Source organism: Dechloromonas sp. ARDL1 (assembly GCF_051122455.1).
Taxonomy (GTDB): Bacteria; Pseudomonadota; Gammaproteobacteria; order Burkholderiales; family Rhodocyclaceae; genus Azonexus.
Genome location: NZ_CP168939.1, coordinates 3,421,925 through 3,440,092, shown reverse-complemented (window position 1 = coordinate 3,440,092; position 18,168 = coordinate 3,421,925). Strand labels below are relative to the sequence as shown.

General features: G+C 62.5%; 15 protein-coding genes. 14 read left to right on the top strand and 1 reads right to left on the bottom strand.

Going from position 1 to position 18,168, the window contains the following annotated elements; all coding sequences use genetic code 11:
- The first annotated feature begins 40 nt into the window (after positions 1 to 40).
- From cobC to AB6Q56_RS17015, 12 genes are all read left to right on the top strand, one after another.
- Entirely contained in the window at positions 41 to 553 is a 513-nt protein-coding gene (cobC, locus tag AB6Q56_RS17070; protein ID WP_434514249.1) for an alpha-ribazole phosphatase family protein, read from the top strand.
- Positions 554 to 599: 46 nt separating this feature from the next.
- Positions 600 to 1,712, top strand: coding sequence for a putative lipopolysaccharide heptosyltransferase III (gene rfaQ / locus AB6Q56_RS17065; RefSeq protein ID WP_434514248.1), 1,113 nt, complete (start codon positions 600 to 602; stop codon positions 1,710 to 1,712).
- A complete protein-coding gene (locus tag AB6Q56_RS17060) occupies positions 1,709 to 2,845 on the top strand; it encodes a glycosyltransferase family 4 protein (protein ID WP_434514247.1) in 1,137 nt (378 codons plus the stop codon). Before rfaQ ends, AB6Q56_RS17060 begins: the two co-directional genes overlap by 4 nt.
- Positions 2,846 to 2,892: 47 nt before the next feature.
- Positions 2,893 to 4,662 carry a lipid A export permease/ATP-binding protein MsbA gene (gene msbA / locus AB6Q56_RS17055; protein ID WP_434514246.1) on the top strand — a complete coding sequence of 590 codons (1,770 nt, stop codon included), beginning with the start codon at positions 2,893 to 2,895 and terminating at the stop codon, positions 4,660 to 4,662.
- Positions 4,659 to 5,762 (top strand): glycosyltransferase family 4 protein, encoded by a 1,104-nt coding sequence (locus tag AB6Q56_RS17050; RefSeq protein WP_434514245.1) that lies wholly within the window; start codon positions 4,659 to 4,661, stop codon positions 5,760 to 5,762. Before msbA ends, AB6Q56_RS17050 begins: the two co-directional genes overlap by 4 nt.
- A 3-nt stretch (positions 5,763 to 5,765) precedes the next feature.
- Positions 5,766 to 7,637 carry an asparagine synthase (glutamine-hydrolyzing) gene (gene asnB / locus AB6Q56_RS17045; protein WP_434514244.1) on the top strand — a complete coding sequence of 624 codons (1,872 nt, stop codon included), beginning with the start codon at positions 5,766 to 5,768 and terminating at the stop codon, positions 7,635 to 7,637.
- The gene (locus tag AB6Q56_RS17040) at positions 7,630 to 8,760 is read left to right on the top strand and encodes a glycosyltransferase family 9 protein (protein WP_434514243.1); all 1,131 of its coding nucleotides are present in this window, start codon (positions 7,630 to 7,632) and stop codon (positions 8,758 to 8,760) included. The genes asnB and AB6Q56_RS17040 overlap by 8 nt, the downstream gene beginning before the upstream one ends.
- Complete coding sequence (locus AB6Q56_RS17035) at positions 8,757 to 9,914, top strand: glycosyltransferase (protein ID WP_434514242.1); 1,158 nt, start codon at positions 8,757 to 8,759, stop codon at positions 9,912 to 9,914. Before AB6Q56_RS17040 ends, AB6Q56_RS17035 begins: the two co-directional genes overlap by 4 nt.
- Complete coding sequence (locus AB6Q56_RS17030; RefSeq protein WP_434514241.1) at positions 9,911 to 11,059, top strand: glycosyltransferase family 4 protein; 1,149 nt, start codon at positions 9,911 to 9,913, stop codon at positions 11,057 to 11,059. The genes AB6Q56_RS17035 and AB6Q56_RS17030 overlap by 4 nt, the downstream gene beginning before the upstream one ends.
- A gap of 128 nt (positions 11,060 to 11,187) precedes the next feature.
- Positions 11,188 to 11,907: an FkbM family methyltransferase gene (locus AB6Q56_RS17025; protein ID WP_434514240.1), complete on the top strand. Its 720-nt coding sequence runs from the start codon at positions 11,188 to 11,190 to the stop codon at positions 11,905 to 11,907.
- An 8-nt stretch (positions 11,908 to 11,915) separates the two neighbouring features.
- Entirely contained in the window at positions 11,916 to 13,172 is a 1,257-nt protein-coding gene (locus AB6Q56_RS17020) for an O-antigen ligase family protein (protein WP_434514239.1), read from the top strand.
- A gap of 2 nt (positions 13,173 to 13,174) precedes the next feature.
- Positions 13,175 to 14,242 (top strand): glycosyltransferase family 9 protein, encoded by a 1,068-nt coding sequence (locus tag AB6Q56_RS17015; RefSeq protein WP_434514238.1) that lies wholly within the window; start codon positions 13,175 to 13,177, stop codon positions 14,240 to 14,242.
- A gap of 108 nt (positions 14,243 to 14,350) precedes the next feature.
- On the opposite strand, the gene polA is transcribed toward AB6Q56_RS17015, so the two are convergent.
- Entirely contained in the window at positions 14,351 to 17,071 is a 2,721-nt protein-coding gene (gene polA / locus AB6Q56_RS17010) for a DNA polymerase I (RefSeq protein WP_434514237.1), read from the bottom strand.
- A gap of 5 nt (positions 17,072 to 17,076) precedes the next feature.
- Between polA and AB6Q56_RS17005 the strand changes: the two genes are divergently transcribed.
- On the top strand, positions 17,077 to 17,805 hold the full coding sequence (locus tag AB6Q56_RS17005; RefSeq protein ID WP_434514236.1) for a TIGR00730 family Rossman fold protein: 729 nt from the start codon (positions 17,077 to 17,079) through the stop codon (positions 17,803 to 17,805).
- A 30-nt stretch (positions 17,806 to 17,835) separates the two neighbouring features.
- The gene (locus AB6Q56_RS17000) at positions 17,836 to 18,165 is read left to right on the top strand and encodes a DUF2782 domain-containing protein (RefSeq protein ID WP_434514235.1); all 330 of its coding nucleotides are present in this window, start codon (positions 17,836 to 17,838) and stop codon (positions 18,163 to 18,165) included.
- Positions 18,166 to 18,168: the final 3 nt, after the last annotated feature.

Here is an 18,168-nt window from a genome sequence, read left to right as displayed (position 1 = left end):
TTGGGGCGAAAACCGACTCAATAGTTTGTAAATTACTTCGATGCACCTCCACCTAATCCGCCATCCCACGCCCTTGATCGATACCGGTATCTGCTATGGCCGGGTCGATTGTCCGGCGGAAAATGCGGTTTCGGCGGCCGCCATGCTGCTGGCTAAGCTACCGGCCGGACTGCCAGTGTGGACCAGCCCCCTGATCCGCTGCCGCGCCCTAGCCGCAAAACTTCACCCGCAACCCATCATCGACCACCGCCTCGCCGAGATGCATTTCGGTGATTGGGAGGGCCAGCGCTGGGAGGATATTCCGCGCGCCGAACTCGATGCCTGGGCGGCCGATGTGGCTGGGTATACGCCGCCGGGCGGGGAGTCGCCGCGCGATTTGCAGCGGCGGGCGCTCGATTTCGTGGCGTCGCTGGACGTGCCGGAGGCGGTGATCGTCACCCATGCCGGGGTGATCCGCACCTTGCTCGCCCACTGGCAGGGGCTGCCGCCGGAACGCTGGACGGAACTGAACTTTGCCTACGGTTCGTGCACGGTGGTCGATGTGCCGCGCTGAAGCGGCGTGAATGGCTACAAGGCCGCGAGCTAGTAGAATGCCGGCCATGGAAAACTTCAATCCCTTGCGCGACGCCATCCCGGTCGGCGAAATCCGTCGGGCGCTGGTCATCAAGCTGCGCCATCACGGCGACGTGCTGGTCAGTTCGCCGGTGTTCTCGGTGCTCAAGGCGCGTGCGCCGCAGGCCGAGATCGACGCGCTGGTCTATGCCGATACGGCCGAGATGGTGACGCTGCATCCGGCCATCGCGCAGGTGCATACCATCGACCGCAAGTGGAAGCAGTTGGGGGCGATGGGCCAGCTCAAGGCCGAGCTGGCGCTGTATAACGCCTTGAAGGCTCGGGGTTACGACCTGATCATCCATCTCACCGAGCATTGGCGCGGTGCCTGGCTGTGCCGGCTGTTGAAGCCACGCTGGGCGGTCGGTCCGGCGGTGCGCGGGCGGAGCAAGCGCTGGAAGCAGAGCTTCACGCACATTCAGGCGATGCACAACCCGCTGCGCCACATGGTCGAGACCAATCTCGATGCGTTGCGCCGGCTGGGCATCCAGCCGGGGGCGGATGAGCGGCGTCTGACGCTGGTGCCGGGGGCTCCAGCCGAGGCAAGCGTGGCGGCGCATCTGGCCGGCTTTGGCCTGCAGGGCAAGGATTTCATTCATCTTCATCCGGCTTCGCGCTGGTTCTTCAAATGCTGGCCGGTCGAGCGCATGGCGGCGCTGGTCGAGCGGCTGCAGGCGGCGGGCCACACGGTGGTGCTGACGGCGGCGCCGAGCAACGATGAGAAGAAGATGCTGGATGCCATCCAGGCGAAGCTGGCCAAGCCGGCGTTAAGCCTGTCCGGCCAGTTATCGCTGAAGGAGCTGGCGGCACTGACCCAGGCGGCCAAACTGTTCATCGGCGTCGATTCGGCACCCATGCACATCGCGGCGGCGGTGGGTACGCCGACCGTGGCGCTGTTCGGGCCATCCGGCGACAAGCAGTGGGGGCCGTGGAGTGCGAATAGCCGCGTCGTGGCCAGCACGGCGCATCCGTGCCGCCCCTGCGGCGTGGATGGCTGCGGCGGCGGCAAGGTCAGCGATTGCCTGGTCTCGTTGCCCGTCGATCAGGTATTCCTGGCGGCGCAGGCGATGCTGCATCAAGCGGGCGGGGGTGGGGAATGACCATCAGGCTTGCGTTGGTTCGCCAGCGTTATAACCCGTTCGGGGGGGCGGAGCGCTTCGTTGCGACGACCCTGGAAGCATTGATGCGCAAGAATGACGATTTGTCGCTGACGCTGATTACCCGCAAATGGTCGGGGGGCGAGCTCAAGCATGGGGTGATCGAGTGTGCGCCGCCGTACCTTGGCCGCCTTGGGCGCGATCGCTCGTTTGCCCGCTGCGTGCAGCGGACGCTGGCGCGCGAACGTTTCGATCTCGTGCAGTCGCATGAGCGGATTGCCGGGTGCGACATCTTTCGCGCCGGCGACGGCGTGCATGCCGCCTGGCTGGAGCAGCGAAGTCGCCAGCAGAGCCTGCTTGGCCGTATCGGTACGGCCTTGTCACCGTGGCATCGCTATACCTTGGCGGCGGAGCGGGCGATGTTTGCCGATCCGCGTTTGCGGGCGGTGATCTGTATTTCCGAGCTCGTTCGCGACGACATTCGGCGCTTCTACGGGGTGCCCGAGCAGAAGCTGCACGTGATTTATAACGGGATCGATCTCGAGCGCTACCACCCGGGGCTGGCGCTTGAGCACCGGGCCGAGGTGCGGCGGCAGCACGGCATTCCCGAGGCCGCGCCACTGTTTGTTTATGTTGGCTCCGGTTTCGAGCGCAAGGGGGTTGCTCCGCTGCTTGCCGCCTTGTCTCGCGCCCAGGCGACGGACAGCCATCTGGTGGTTGTCGGCGCCGACAAGAAGCTGGAATCCTATCGCCAGCAGGCGGAACGTCTCGGTTTGGCGGAGCGTGTCGTCTTTACCGGCGGGATCAAGAATGTGCTGCCCTACTACGGTGCGGCCGACGCATTCGTTTTGCCAACACTGTACGAGCCTCTCTCGAATGCGGTGCTCGAAGCGTTGGCCTGCGGTTTGCCGTGTATCGTCAGCGACCATTGCGGCGCGGCCGAGCTGATCGAACCGGGTGTCAACGGGCATGTTTGCGATGCGCTCGACGTGGCGGCCTTGAGCGCGCATCTCGACCGGCTGGCCCAGCCGGGAGTGGCTGCCGGCATGCGCGAGGCTGCGCGCGCGGCAGTCGGGCATCTTGGCCTGGCGGCGATGTCGGAGCGATTGCTGGGGCTTTATCGGAGCCTGCTCTGAGGCGGGTTGGTGAAACGGTATAATGCTTGTTTAACCGTCCTGCGCCCATGACTAAATCCGCGAGCAGTCGAGAGCTTTACCTGCGCCTTCTCCAGTACGTTCGTCCCTACTGGAAGGCCATCCTGCTTTCCTTGGGGGCAACCGCCATCATGGCGGCAACTGAGCCGATGTTTCCGGCCTTGTTGAAGCCGCTGCTGGACGAGGGATTCGCCAGTCAGGGCGGAGGCGTTGGCAATCCCTTGCTCATTCCGCTCGGCATTGTCGGCGTGTTCATTTTGCGCGGCGTTTTCAACTACTTGTCGTCGTATGGGTTTTCGTGGGTGTCGAACCGGGTCATTTCGGATATTCGTGCCGAGATGTACGGCCGAATGGTTCGCCTGCCCAATAGCTATTTCCAGAAAAACGCTTCCAGCGTGCCGCTGACCAAGATCGCCTACGACGTCAACGGGGTGGCCTCGGCGGCCACCAACGTTATCGTCACGGTGCTCAAGGACGGTTTGGTCGTGATCGGCCTGCTGTGCTGGCTGTTGTGGCTGAACTGGCAGTTGACGCTTATCTGCTTCGCGCTGATTCCGGCGGTGGCGTGGGCGATGCGGACTTTTTCCGGGCGCCTGCGCAAGGCCAGCCGAGCGGCTCAGGTCAGCACCGCGCACATGGTTCAGGTGCTGCAGGAAACCGCGCATTGCGAGCGGGTGATCAAGGTTTTCGGCGGCGAGTCGCAGGAGGCGGAGCGTTTTCACCGGACCAATGATGAGGTGCGCCGCCAGAACATGCGTCAGGCGGTGGCTGCTGCGGCGACCAACCCGATTGTCCAGATGTTTGCGGCGATGGCGGTGGCGGTGGTTATCTATGTCGCGCAGGTACAGTCGGCATCGGGGCAGATCACGGTGGGCAGTTTCGTTTCGTTTATCACCGCGCTATTGATGCTGCTTTCTCCGTTGCGCCACCTGGCCGATATCAATGCGCCGCTGCAACGGGGACTGGCGGCAGCTGAAAGCGTTTTCCAACTGCTCGACGAGGTACCCGAGAGCGACGACGGTAAGCTTGATGCCGGTCATGTCTCCGGACACCTGCTCTTCCGCGATGTGACCTTCCGTTATCCGCGTGCGGAACGTAATGCACTGTCCGGCATCAACCTCGATATCGCGCCGGGCCAGACCGTCGCGCTGGTCGGTCAGTCGGGGGGGGGTAAGTCGACGCTGGCGGCGCTGGTCCCGCGTTTTCACAACCCGGATGGCGGCGCCATCCTGATCGATGGCAACGATGTGCGGACCTTGAGCATGCATAGCCTGCGCCGCAATATCGCGTATGTCAGCCAGGACGTTCTGCTGTTCAACGATAGTGTTGCGGCCAATATTGCCTATGGCGACATGGCCGGGGCGCCGCTTGAGGCCATCGAGGCCGCTGCTGCTGCGGCCAACGCGCTGGATTTCATTCGCGCCTTGCCCAATGGTTTCGATACCGTGATCGGTGAAAACGGCAACAACCTCTCCGGCGGCCAGCGTCAGCGCCTGGCGATTGCACGCGCCATTCTCAAGGATGCGCCGATCCTGATCCTCGATGAAGCGACTTCTGCGCTCGATAACGAATCGGAGCGCCTGGTGCAGGGAGCACTGGAAAACCTGATGAAGAAACGAACCACGCTCGTCATCGCCCATCGTTTGTCGACCATCGAGAAAGCCGACCTGATTGTTGTGCTGGGCGAGGGGCGAATCCTGGAGTCCGGTCGCCACGGCGATCTGTTGGCCATGAATGGTGCGTATGCCCGTTTGCACAGCCTGCAAATGCAGACCGAATCGATGCGGGAAGAAGCATGAAAATTCTACATACCGAAGCCTCGTGCGGCTGGGGCGGCCAGGAAATCCGTATCCTGACCGAGGCGCGTGGTTTGATTCGGCGTGGTCATCAGGTCGAACTGGTTTGCCCGGCCGAGGCCCAGATTTTTGCTGCGGCGCCGGATTACGGCGTGCCGGTAAGGGCGTTGCCTATCGGCAAGAAGCGCCTCGGGCCGCTCATGGCAATGCGTGCCTTTCTTCGCGACAACCGTTTCGATGTCATCAATACGCACAGTTCAACTGACTCCTGGCTGGCCGCGCTGGCTTGCCGGACCCTGGCCGATGCGCCGCCCATCGTGCGCACCCGGCATTTGTCCACGGCGGTCAATCGTTCGAGCTCGACGCGCTGGTTGTACGAAAAAGGTTGCGCCCATGTGGTGGTGACCGGTGAAGCCCTCAAGGCGCAGTTGATTCGCGACAATGGCTTCCCGGCAGCGCAATTGACCTCGGTGCCGACCGGCATCGACCTCGAACGTTTTCGTCCGCAGCCGTGTGTGCAGGCGCGTGCCGAACTCGGCCTGCGCACCGACGTCACCTATATCGGCATCCTGGCCACGCTGCGCGACTGGAAGGGGCACACCGTCCTGTTCGATGCGCTGGTCGAGCTGTTGCCGCAACGCCCCGGCTTGCGCGTGCTGATCATCGGCGACGGGCCTTACCGCGACCGCCTCGATGCTCGTGCTGCGCTGCTGGGTATCGCCGACAAGCTCGATTTTGTCGGCCATCGCAGCGATGCCGAGCGCTGGCTTCCGGCCATCGATGTATTCGCCCTGCCATCCTGGGGCGACGAAGGCGTATCGCAGGCGCTGATGCAGGCCATGGCCTGCGCCCTGCCTATCGTCACCACGCCCGTCGGTAGCCTGACCGAGGTCATTCTCGATGGCGAAACCGGACTGATCGTGCCGCCGCGCGATGCCCATGCGCTGGCGGGTGCCATTGCCCGTCTGCTCGACGATCCGGCGCGGGCGGCACGTCTGGGGGAGGCGGCCCGCGAACTGGCTGTTTCCCGTTGTGGCGAAGCCCTAATGCTCGACCGCATGGAAGCTATTTTCCGCCGTTTCGGGCGCCCCGGAGCTCGCTGATCCATGTGCGGCATCGCCGGATTTTTTGGCCACCGTCCGCTCGCCGCACAGGCTGTCGATGCCATGCGCGCGGCCATTGCCCGTCGCGGTCCGGATGCCTTCCATGTTGCCGGAGTACGCGACCTGGACGCAGACTTTATCGAGCAGGCGGAGTTCGGTGGCCTGCAGCGCGCCCTGTTGCACGCCCGCCTGTCGATCCGCGATCCGCGTCCGGCGGCTGATCAGCCGATGCGCAGCGAGGATGGCGATATCTGGCTGTGCTACAACGGCGAGGTCTACGGCTGGGAGGCTGACAAGGCGGAACTGCAAGTCGCTGGTCACGTCTTCAACACGACGTCGGATACCGAATTCATCCTGCGCGCCTATCGGCAATGGGGTTGGGATGGCCTCCTGCCCCGCCTGCGCGGCATGTTTGCCCTGGTGATAGTGGACCGCAAGCTCGGAAAGGTGTTTGCCGCCCGTGACCGCATGGGCCTCAAGCCCCTAGTCTACTACCACGATCCGGCCAGCGGCGAATTCGCTTTCGCCTCGCTGGTGCGCGGTGTCCTGCCTTACTTGCCGGCCGATAAGCGCGAATTCTCGCCGGCGGGCATAGACGCCTACCTAGCGCACCGCACGATCCCGGCGCCGCATACCGTTTTCACGCATATCCGCCGTCTGGAAAATGCCCATGCGCTGGAGTTCGATCTCGCCAGCGGTACGCTGAAGAAGCACCGCTACTGGTCGCCCGATCCTTTGGACGACAGCGAATGCACGTGGCAGGCCGAACTTGATCGGGCGATTGCGCTGCGTACCGCAGCCGATCGTCCGGTCGGCCTGTTTCTCTCCAGCGGTATCGATTCGACCGTGATCGCCAGCCGTCTGGTCGAGCAGGGATATCGCAACATCAAGACTTTCACCGCGGCATTCGACAATCCGGCCATGGATGAAAGCCGCGATGCCGCCGCCATTGCCCGGCGCCTGGGCATGGAGAACGAGCGTGTCGCCATGCCGGCTGATACGGTGGCCGATTTTGCGCGGATTGTCGCCGATCTCGACGAGCCGTTCGCCGACCCGTCGAGCTTCCCGACCTGGTATCTGGCGCGGGCAGCGGTGGAGACCGTCAAGGTCGTGCTGTGCGGCGATGGCGGCGATGAGATGTTCGCCGGCTACAAGCGATATCGCCAGCATTTGCGCTCGGCCTGGCGGCGGCATCTGCCTGCCATCGGGGTGCTGCGCCCGGCGCCCTCTGTCCGCCCTGCCAAGTCCGGCCGCCTCGCACTCGAAGCATCGTTGAGTTGGATCGATGCCTACCCATTGCGCTTTTCCGGTATCGGCATGAGCGAGCGCGCCGCCTTGCAGCCGGCCTTTGCCATCAATGCCCATTATTGGCGAATACCCGAGAATCTGGACGAACAGACAGCGATCGAACAGTTACTGGCCATCGACGGCGAGAATTACTTGCCGGAATACATTCTGCGCAAGGGCGACCTGTTGACCATGGCCCACGGTCTCGAAGGGCGTGCGCCGCTGCTCGACCAACTGTTCGTGCGTCGGGTTCGCGCCATGCCCGCTGCCGAGCGCTTTACCGACCCCGCAAAGCAGGCACTGGCCGGCGTTTGCCCGCAGGCTGACGAATTCGCCTTTTTCTCGCGCAAGAAAATGGGTTTCAATCCGCCGGTCGCCGGTTTGTTGCAATCGCTGCAAGGCCGGTTCCACGGTTTGCCGGAGCGTCTGGAAAAACAGACCCGGGGCCAGCTATCCGCCGCCGCCTTGCATGAGGCACTGGTGCAATGGCGTGGCGACAAATCGTATGGCGAGCAACTGCTGCAACTGTTGATCCTTGACGAATCGCTGGGCCAACTCAAGGTGCTGGCCGAGGCCGCCCATGGCTAAGAAAAGCCGTTTATGGTCGCGTCTTCTGGTCGTGTCGCATGCCTTGCCGCGCCTGATATTCGGCCGGACCAAGCCGGGCCGTCCGCAGCGCATCCTTATCGCCCATCATTTGCTGCTCGGCGACACGATCATGCTCGCCGGCTTGTTCAAGAAATTGCGCCGCGATTACCCGGAGGCGCAAATCGATGTGCTGGTGCCGGCGGCCTGGCTGCCGATCTTTGCCGGCCGGCCTTACGGCGTGCGTGGCCTGGCTTACAACCCGCGCGTCCTGGATGGCCAAAGGAAACTGATTTCGGAAGGCCCGTACGATTGGGCGCTGGTACCGGCCGATAACCGCTGGGCATGGATCGCCCGTGCCATGGGGGCACGTTGGGTGAGCGCCTTCGCTGGAGGTGGCGGAGGTGTCAAGGATTGGCCGGTGGATGAATTCATCGACTGGCCGCTCATGCCGGAAGCCTGGGGCGATATCGCAGGTCGCTTGGCGCCGGGGCTGGAACCGGCACCGTTCACCCTTGGCGAATGGCCGGCGCCGCCTTTGCCGGCGCACGCGCCGGCCTTGCCGCTAAAGCCATACGTCGTTCTGCATCTTGGCGCCTCCAGTCCGCACAAACTGTGGCTGCCGGAGCGCTGGCTGGCTTTGGCCGATACCTTGAGCGCGGCTGGCCTGACGGTGGTTTGGTCGGGTGGTCCCAATGAGCGAGGCTTGGCCGAGGTGGCCGATCCGCAGGGGCGTTTTGCCAATCTTGCCGGGCAATTCGACGTGGCCGGACTCTGGCACCTGATCGCCGGTGCCGCCTTGCTGGTCAGCCCGGATACCGGCGTGGCCCATCTGGCTCGGCTGACCGGCACGCCGGCCGTGGTGCTTTTCGGGCCGGGTTCGCCCGTTGTTTCCGGACCGGGCCGTTTCTGGCAGGACAGCCCTTTCGCGGTGGTGTGGGAAGAGCAGATCGACTGTCGTAACCAGAATCTGTTGTTCGAGCGCCCCTTGCCGTGGGTGCGCCATTGCTGGCGTGGTGTCGCCGAATGCGGTCGTCCGCGCTGCATGTGGGAAATCGACAATCAACGGGTTATGCGGGCCATTGAACAAGTGACTGACATCAAACTGGTCGGGGAGCGGGCATGAGTCCGGAAAACAAGAAACGAGTCGGCCTGTTTGTCGATTCGCTGATGGGGGGCGGAGCCGAGCGTGTGGCGCTCAATTTTGCCGAGAAATTCATCGAGCTGGGCCACGACGCACGGGTCTTCGTGCTACATCCGCCGATCGAGCACCAGACCGGTAATGTGCCGATCCATCTGGTCAGCGAGCACTTCAAACTGGCTAATTGGCGACCATTGAACAAGTGGCTGTACGCCCGGCGCATCCGGCAATTGGTGCTTGAGATAGAGGCCGACGGCAAACCCTTCGATTTCTTCATTTCCAATGCAGAAGATTCAGATCGTTTGACGCGAATGGCTGGCTTGCGCCCGGTTTTTATCCGCTACCGCAACTCGCTGCTGCATTTCCTCGATGCCAAGGTTGGCGATACGCGGGGGATCAAGCGGCGTATTCGCCACCTGCGCTGGCTGAACAAATTCCGCCGCCTCTACAGCGGGCATCTTGTCACCGTGTCGCAGGCGCTACAGGACGAGCTGGTCAACGAGGTCGGGTTGAAGCCGCAGTCGATCAAGACCATCTACAACCCTTTCGATTTCGAGCTGCTGCGCCGTCGGGCTGCCGAGCCACGCGACCTGCCGAACGAACCTTACATCCTGTATCCGGCGCGCCTGACGCCGCGCAAGCGTCAGGATCTGCTATTGCGTGCCTATGCCCAATCGGGCGTGACGCTGCCGCTGGTCTTGCTGGGTGGGGTCAGTGGCGCCGAAGGCGAGCGTTACGAAGTGGAAATGAAGGCACTGGCCGACCAACTCGGTATCTCAGGGCGCGTCCGTTTTCAGGGCTTTGAGCAGAATCCGTATCCGTGGATCAAGGGGGCAGCCTTGGTCGCAATGTCTTCGGACAGCGAAGGGCTGCCCACGGTGTTGATCGAATCGCTGATTCTCGGCACGCCAGTGGTCAGCACCGATTGTCCGACCGGCCCGTCGGAAATCCTCACCGGTGATCTGGCGCGCTACCTGTCACCGGTCGGCGATGCGCCGTCACTGGCGGCCAACATCCGCGCGGCGCTGGAAAGCTATCCGCCGATTACCGAGCGGCATATCGAGCGTTTTCGCGCCGAAAACACCATACGCACCTATATCGCCCATAGCGAGGCGTTGATTGCGAAGGGGCTGGCATGAGCACGCCGCTGTTTGTCCAGATCAAGCTGCATACCTATTTCGGAGGCGGCGAGGTCTTCGCCGCCCATCTTGCTGAAGCAGCCTCCAATCTCGGGGGCAACTCGGTACTGGTCGTACATCCGGCCGCCCGGCATTGGGCCGACATGCATTTGCCGCAGACCCGGTTGATCGAAGCGCACGACTGGGCGGAGGCCGTGGTCAAACTGCCCCCGGGAATTCCGGTGATTGTCCATGCGGCACCGCCGGAGGCGATTGCTCGCGAGATTACGGCGACCCGACCTCTGATCGGTTTCGTCCATATGCCGCTGAACCATTTTTATGCCGAGAGCCGCCACGCCTATGCGGCTTGTACGCGGGTGGTCGGAGTATCGAACTATGTTCTCGAAACCATACGCGGGTTGGGTGTCGAACCCTGGCAGGAGCCGTTCTATGGGGTGGCCAGTACCAAGCGGTCGGGAGATGGGCTGGGCATCGTTTCCGCGTCCGAGTTCGAATGGGACAAGCGAAAGTTTCGCGACCGCCTGCTCGGGTTGAGCGAGCCGGTCTGGTCCAAACTGCGCCGCCGGGCTGCTTACCGGAAACGTGATGGCCTGACCTTGGGCATTGTCTCGCGACTGGCGCCGATCAAGCAGTTTCCCTTGCTGATGGGCTTGTTGGCACCGCATCTGGTCCGTCGACCAGACATTAATCTGGAAATATTCGGGGCCGGCGGCTATGCCGCTGTGCGCGATTTGCGGCGGGCACTCAGGCCGCTGGGCGATCGCGTGCGTTTCTGGGGGCACCAGCGCGACGTTGCCCAGGCCTACGCCGGTATCGATGTACTGCTTACCGGCCTGCCGGAGCGCGAGGCGCTGGGCTTGAACGTTATCGAGGCGCAGGCCTGCGGCATACCGGTCCTGGCGCCGGGCGCGCCACCATTCACTGAAACCGTGGTTCCTGGCGAAACGGGTTGGTTGTACGCCGATCCCAGGCGGCATGACCAAAACGGGCTTTACCCCGAATTCGCCGTGCTGCTCAAGAGCATTGCCGAGCAACGTGCTGGCGATAGCTGGCTCGACCCCCGCCGGTCCGTCGGGCACATGCAGAAATTCTCCAAGGAGGCGTTTGCCTCGCGACTGGGGCGTCTGCTCGCCGAGTTGGGCTGACTCCTGACGAACGTTCCGGAGCGCGTAGATCGCTATAATGTTGTCGCCATGCCCGGTGCCTGGCTTTCGTGTAGACGATTTTCGATAGTCGCCGCCAGGCGTCCTTATCGCTCACCCCAGAGGCCCATGTGATCAGAAAAGACGGTCGTACCATGCGTCGCTTGCGCAAGCTGCGTTTTGCGCTGAGCAAACCGAAAACGGCAGAGAACAGCGGCGTTTTCCTGCCGGTTGGGGCGCGGGGTATTTCAGCGTCGTTGCGACGGGCAATCTACCTGGACCCATACGAGGCACATGAGCGTGGGGTAATCGAGAAAAAACTGGGCGCTGACGATGTGGTGCTCGAACTCGGAGCCGGAATCGGCTTCATCTCGACGTTCTGCGCCAAGCGCATCGGCAGCGAGCGTGTCTTTGCGGTCGAGGCCAATCCGGTAATGGCGGAAACGATACGCGAAACCTATCGCCTGAACGGTGTCGCTCCGACATTGACCTGCGGCCTGCTGGGATGCGGCGACGGGGAGGAAACCTTTTTCGTTGAGGGCGACTTCATTTCATCCTCGACCCATCAGCGCAGTACTTCAGCACAACCGGTCAAGACCCGGCGCTATGATGCGCGGGCATTCATTGCGCAGTGCAAGCCGACCTTCCTGATTTGCGATATTGAAGGTGGCGAGCGTGAATTGTTGGCCTATATGCCCCTGACCGGGGTCAAGAAACTGTGTATCGAGTTGCATCCCCATGTGATCGGCAACACGGCCACCAGTGAAATTGTGGGGCGTTTGCTCGCAGAGGGTTTCGTCTGCGACTTTCTTTCTTCTTCCGGAAAAGTGTTCTTTTTCGAACGCTCGTGAGTTCTTGCATGTCGTTCGCTTCTGCCGACCGCGATAAGCGCTTCGCCTTGTTTGCCTGGGGCGGGATTTCACTGCTCGGTGTTTTTGCCTTGCTGGCCAACGCACCGGCACCCCGCCGTATATTTCTGTTGCTGGCCTTGGTGGCGTGCGCAATCGACTGCATTCGCCAGATACGGATACGCCCTGTTGCGCTGCTGTTCTTGCCGTGGCTTGCGGTGGTGCTGCTTTCTGCCGCATGGTCGCCCGCACCGACTGTCACCCTGGTGGATGCCCTGCAAGAAGTCGTTTCCCCGTTGGCTGCCGGCTTGCTCGCAGCCTCAGTGGCATCCCGCCTCGAATGGCGTCATGTCGGGTGGTTGTTTGGGGTGTTGGCACTGGGAGGGCTGTTGGCCGCTCTCGGTGCGCTTCATGTCCATACCGGTTTCTGGCCGACTGCACCGGCATGGCTGCGTGGGGCCTATGCGGGTCGTGGGGTGGCGAGCACGCTGGGCGTATTTCTGGTGCTGGCCGGGGGGGGCTTGCTTGTAGTCAACCGGGCTGCGCTGTCGGTTGGCACGCGCGGTATGCTTTTGCTGGGCGGCGGTCTGTTGCTGGTTGGCATGTTGCTGGGAATGCTGGGACATAACCGGATGTTCTGGTTTGCGCTGCTGGTCGGTGCGTTGCCGTGGCTGGTTTTGGCCGGGCAGATTTCGCGAAAGTGCCAACTTGCGGCCGGGGGAGCCTTGCTGCTCTTGTTCATGGGCGGGATGGCGTATTCCAGTTATTTTGCCAAGGCACAATCCGATTCGCCTGCGAATGCTGTCGTTACGCAGATCGGCGCCAGTTATGCCAGCGATCCGCGCTGGCTGCTCTGGCAAAGCTGGGTGCCGGTCATCGCTGAGCGCCCCTTGCTTGGCTTCGGTTATGGCAGTCGTGTGTTGCCCTTGGTTGGGGCGGCCCACGTTTCCTCCATTGGCAATTCCGAGCCCGACGAAGTAATCAAGCACCATACCCACAATGTTCTGTTCAATACCGTGGTACAGACCGGATTCGTCGGGTTAGCAGCTTTTCTGCTCCTTTTGTTCGGTGTCTGGCGCTGGATAGGTGGAGAGAGTTCGCCGGCCGACGATGTGGCGAGAAAGTGGCGCTTGGCGGCTATTTCCGTATTGATTGGTGGTTTGGCAAAGTCGATGACAGATGATTTCTTCTGGGGGCCGGCCGGTATTGTGATGTGGTTGCTGATCGGCACAATGGTCGGGCTCGGACGGCGTACAGGGCAAAGGTGATCATGATGGAGAATCGACAGTCCTTCCTGATCATCCGACGCGATAACATTGGCGACCTGGTGCTGACGACGCCGATGCTCGAAGCCATTCGGAAACGTTACCCCGAGGCCTATATCGCCGTCCTGGTGAATAGCTACAATGCGCCGGCAATCGCCGGAAATCCCTTTGTCGACGATGTGTTTTCCTATACCAAGGGCAAGCATGCCGCCGGGGCTTCCATTCTGCATGCCCATTGGCAGCGGCTGAAGCTGATCTGGCGTTTGCGGCAGTGCCGCTTCGATTTCGTGATCCTGCCCAACGGCGGCTTTGCTGCCCGTGCCTTGAGTTTCGCTCGTTTACTCAAGCCTCGGCGGATCGTCGGGTTCGTTTCGGGCGAAGCTCCCAGCGGACTCAGTCTGCCGATTGCTCATGCGGGCGGCGAACATTTGCATGAAACAGAAGATATCTGCCGCCTGCTTGCTCCGCTGGATGTGACGGAGCCGATCCCCGGTTTGACCGTGGTGGCGGACAAGGCGCTGGCGGCAAGAATATCCGCCGGCTTTCCTGCTACCTTCACCCAGGCGTCCGGGCCGGTTGTTGCCTTGCATTTGAGTGCGCGCAAGGAAAAACAGCGCTGGCCGGTGGAGCGCTTTGCAGAATTGGCGCATCGCCTGCATGCAGCGTATGGAGTGCGTTTCCTGGTGTTCTGGTCGCCGGGCGACGAGAACAATCCCTTTCATCCTGGCGATGACGGCAAGGCTGCACGCCTGTTGATCGAAATCGCCGATCTTCCGGTGGCTCCGGTTCGTACTGAAGCCCTGGCCGAACTGATTGCCGGTTTGTCGCTGGCCGACCATGCCGTCTTGTCGGATGGCGGTGCGATGCATCTGGCTGCGGGGTTGGGGAAACCCTTGGTCTGTTTCTTCGGCAACTCGCCGGCCTACCGCTGGCATCCTTGGGGCGTGCCCTATCGGCTGCTGCAAAAGCCATCGGAGGATGTCGGCGATATCAGCGTGGATGAGGCCTGCCAGGCTTACGGGGAGTTGGTGGCTGCAATCGCTCTGGCGGAAGACACCGGGCCAGAGAATTGAATCGGCGAACTTCCGAAAGATAACGAAGCTTTCTCGGCGCCCGCGTCACCGAGCAGGGGCTTGTGCCCCCCTGCTCAAGCAAGACTTTCCACGGCGCTGTTTTGCAGCTTAATGCGCCGCTTCCCAGTTCGGCCCAACGCCGACCTCGACGACCAGCGGCACCTTCAGTTCAGCCACCTGGCTCATCAGCTTCGGCAGGTGGGTGCGGACCTCCATCAGTTCGCCATCCGGCACTTCGAGCAGCAGTTCGTCGTGCACCTGTAGCACCACTTTTGATTGCATGCGGTTCGCCTCCAGCCAGTTCTGCACGGCGACCATGGCCAGCTTGATCAGGTCGGCGGCGGTGCCCTGCATCGGCGCGTTGATCGCGGCGCGCTCAGCGCCCTGGCGGCGCATGGCCTGGCTGGAGCGGATTTCCGGGAACCACAGGCGGCGGCCGAAGGCAGTTTCGACATAGCCCTTGTCGCGCGCCGTCTGGCGAGCTTCTTCCATGTACTGGGCAACGCCGGGGTAGCGGGCGAAATAGCGGTCGATGTAGGTCTGTGCGGCACTGCGCTCCAGCCCAAGCTGGCGGGCCAGGCCGAAGGCGCTCATGCCGTAGATCAGGCCGAAATTGATGCTCTTGGCGACGCGGCGCTGGTCGGGCCCGACTTCGAGCGGCGTGACGCCAAAGATTTCGGCAGCGGTTGCGCGGTGTACATCCTCGCCGTGCGCAAAGGCCTCGCGCAGTCGTTCATCGCCGGACAGGTGGGCCATGATCCGCAATTCGATCTGCGAATAGTCGGCCGACACGATGCTGCTGCCCTGTGGGGCAATGAAGGCGGTGCGGATGCGCCGGCCTTCCTCGGTGCGTACCGGGATATTCTGCAGGTTGGGGTCACTGGAGGCGAGACGCCCGGTGACCACGGCTGCTTGTGAGAAGTGAGTATGTACTCTCCCGGTCTGTGCGTTGACCATGCGCGGCAGCTTGTCGGTGTAGGTGCCTTTCAGTTTCGACAGGCTGCGGTGCTCGAGCAGTAACTTCGGCAGCGGGTAGTCGAGCGCCAGTTCGGTCAGCACTTCCTCGTCGGTCGACGGGCCACCGGTGGCGGTTTTTTTCTTGACCGGCAGGCCGAGCTTGTTGAACAGGATGTCGCCGAGTTGCTTGGGCGAAGCCAGGTTGAACGGCTGGCCGGCCAGTTCGTAGGCCTGGCTTTCCAGCGCCATGATCTTCTGGCCCATCTCGTGGCTTTGCCGCGCCAGCAGATCAGGGTCGATCAGGATGCCGTTGCGCTCAATCCGCCAGATGACCTGCCGTGCCGGCATCTCGATGTCGTGGTAGATGTGGTTGAGGCCAGGTTCGCTGGCAAATTGCGGATGCAGCACGTCATGGACGCGCAGGGTGACGTCGGCATCCTCGGCGGCGTAGGTCGCGGCCCGTTCGATATCGACCTGATCGAAGGTGATCTGCTTGGCGCCCTTGCCGCACAGGTCTTCGTAGGCGATGGTGTCGAGGCCGAGGTGGCGGCTGCATAGCTGGCCGAGGTCGTGGCCCTTGTCGGACTCGATGACGTAGCTCTGCAGCATGGTGTCGTGGGCGATGCCGGCCAGCGTAATGCCGTGGTTGGCGAACACGTGCTGGTCGTACTTGGCATTCTGCAGCACCTTGGCGTGCGTGGTCGATTCCAGCCAGGGCTTGAGCTTGGCGAGCATTTCGTCACGCGGTAGTTGGTCGGCGACGCCGGGCGCAGTGTGGGCAAGCGGGATATAGCAGGCTTCGCCCGGCTTAACCGACAGCGAAATCCCGACGATGCGGGCCGCGAACGAATCGAGACTGTTGGTTTCGGTATCGAGGGCCGTGAGCGGGGCCGCTTCCACCTTGGCCAGCCAGGCAGCGAACTGATCCCACGTCAGCACGGTCTCGTAATGAACGTTGAGTTTAGGGGGGGGCGGAACAGGCGGGGCTGTACCAACGGTTTGTGCCGGCATGTCGGCGACGGCATCCGGCCCATCGAGTTCGCCCAGCCAGGTGCGGAACTGGTAGCGGGTATACAACTCGCGCAGGGTCGGCACGTCGCGCGGCGTAGCCGTTAAAGCCGTCGGCGCCGGCAGGTCGGGCAGGTCGCAGACGACGGTAACCAGCTTCTTGCCCAGTGGCAGGAAGCCGAGGTGGTTGCGCAGATTTTGTCCGACGACGCCGGATACGGCGTCGGCATTGGCCACCAGATTGTCCAGTGTACCGTACTGGGTCAGCCATTTGACGGCCGTCTTCGGGCCGCATTTCTGAACGCCGGGCACGCCGTCGACGGTGTCGCCGACCAGCGCCAGGTAATCGATGATGCGTTCCGGCGGCACGCCGAACTTGGCCGCGACACCGGCCGAGTCGAGCATTTCGTTGCTCATCGTGTTGTACCAGCGGATCTTTGGGCCGACCAGCTGGGTCAAATCCTTGTCGCCGGTGGAGATCAAGGTATCGATGTCGATGGCGGCTGCTTGCGTGGCCAGGGTGCCGATCACGTCGTCGGCCTCGACGCCGTCGATCATGATCACCGGCCAGCCGGCCGCCTTGATCGCGGCATGGATCGGTTCGATCTGGGCGCGCAGGTCGTCGGGCATGGGCGGACGGTGCGATTTGTACTCGGGATACCAGTCGTCGCGGAAGGTCTTGCCCTTGGGATCGAAGACGACGGCCTTGTAGTCCGCCTTGTGGTCGCTTTCCAGACGACGTAGCATGTTCAGGACGCCGTAGATGGCGCCTGTAGGTTCGCCGGCCTTGTTGCGCAGGTCGGGCAGGGCGTGGAAAGCGCGATAGAGATAGGACGAACCGTCCACCAACAACAAGAGAGGCATACGAAGTGACGGAAAGCGATAAGCTGGTGATGGGTGTGGAGACCGAGGCGCTGTTGAAAAATACGACGGCCCGCGAGTCCTGGCGGATTTTCGGCATTATGTCAGAGTTCGTCGAGGCCACCGAACGTCTGGCGGCGATCAAACCGGCCGTGACGATGTTCGGCTCGGCGCGCGTGCGGCCCGACTCGAAGTACTACATGCTGACCGAGCAACTGGCCCGCCTGCTCTCCGACTCGGGCTTCTCGGTGATCTCGGGCGGTGGTCCCGGCATCATGGAGGCTGCCAACAAGGGCGCCTTCTTCGGCAAGTCGCCATCGGTCGGTCTCAACATCCAGCTGCCGCACGAACAGAAATCCAACCCATATCAGGATATCTCGCAGACCTTCCGCCACTTCTTCGCCCGCAAGTACATGTTCGTCCGCTTCGCCAGCGCCTACGTGGTGATGCCGGGCGGCTTCGGCACGCTGGACGAGTTGATGGAAGCGCTGACCCTGATCCAGACCGGCAAGGCGCGCAAGATTCCGCTCATCCTGGTCTGCTCGGAGTTCTGGGGCGGCATGATCGGCTGGTTCAAGGATCGGCTGGTCGCCGAAGGCATGGTCGATGCCGAGGACATGAACCTGATCCAGCTCATCGACGAGCCGGAAAAGGTCGTCGAGGCCATCTTCAAGCACTACGAGGCGCGCCCCTTCGGTCCGTTGCCGAACGAACACGAGATGCTGCTCAACCTGTAAAATTGGCTTACCGATTCCGAGGATTTCACCATGCGCCGTCTTCTCCCCATCCTGCTGCTTGCCGCATTGCCTGTCTGGGCGCAGAAGGGCGACCTCCAGCCGTTGCCCGCCGTGCCGCCGCCGCCGCCGGGCATGGAGGCCTTCGACGAAGCGCTTGAGCCGCAGGTCACCATCGTCAAGAGCGAGACAGAGACGCGTGAGGAGTTTCGCGTCAAAGGCAAGCTGTACATGGTCAAGGTCACACCGGCCGCGGGCAAGCCGTACTATCTGGTCGACCGCCAGGGCGACGGCGTCATGGTCGATGTCGGTCCCGACCAGCATCCGACCCGGCCGCCGATGTGGGTCATTCATAGCTGGTAAGTC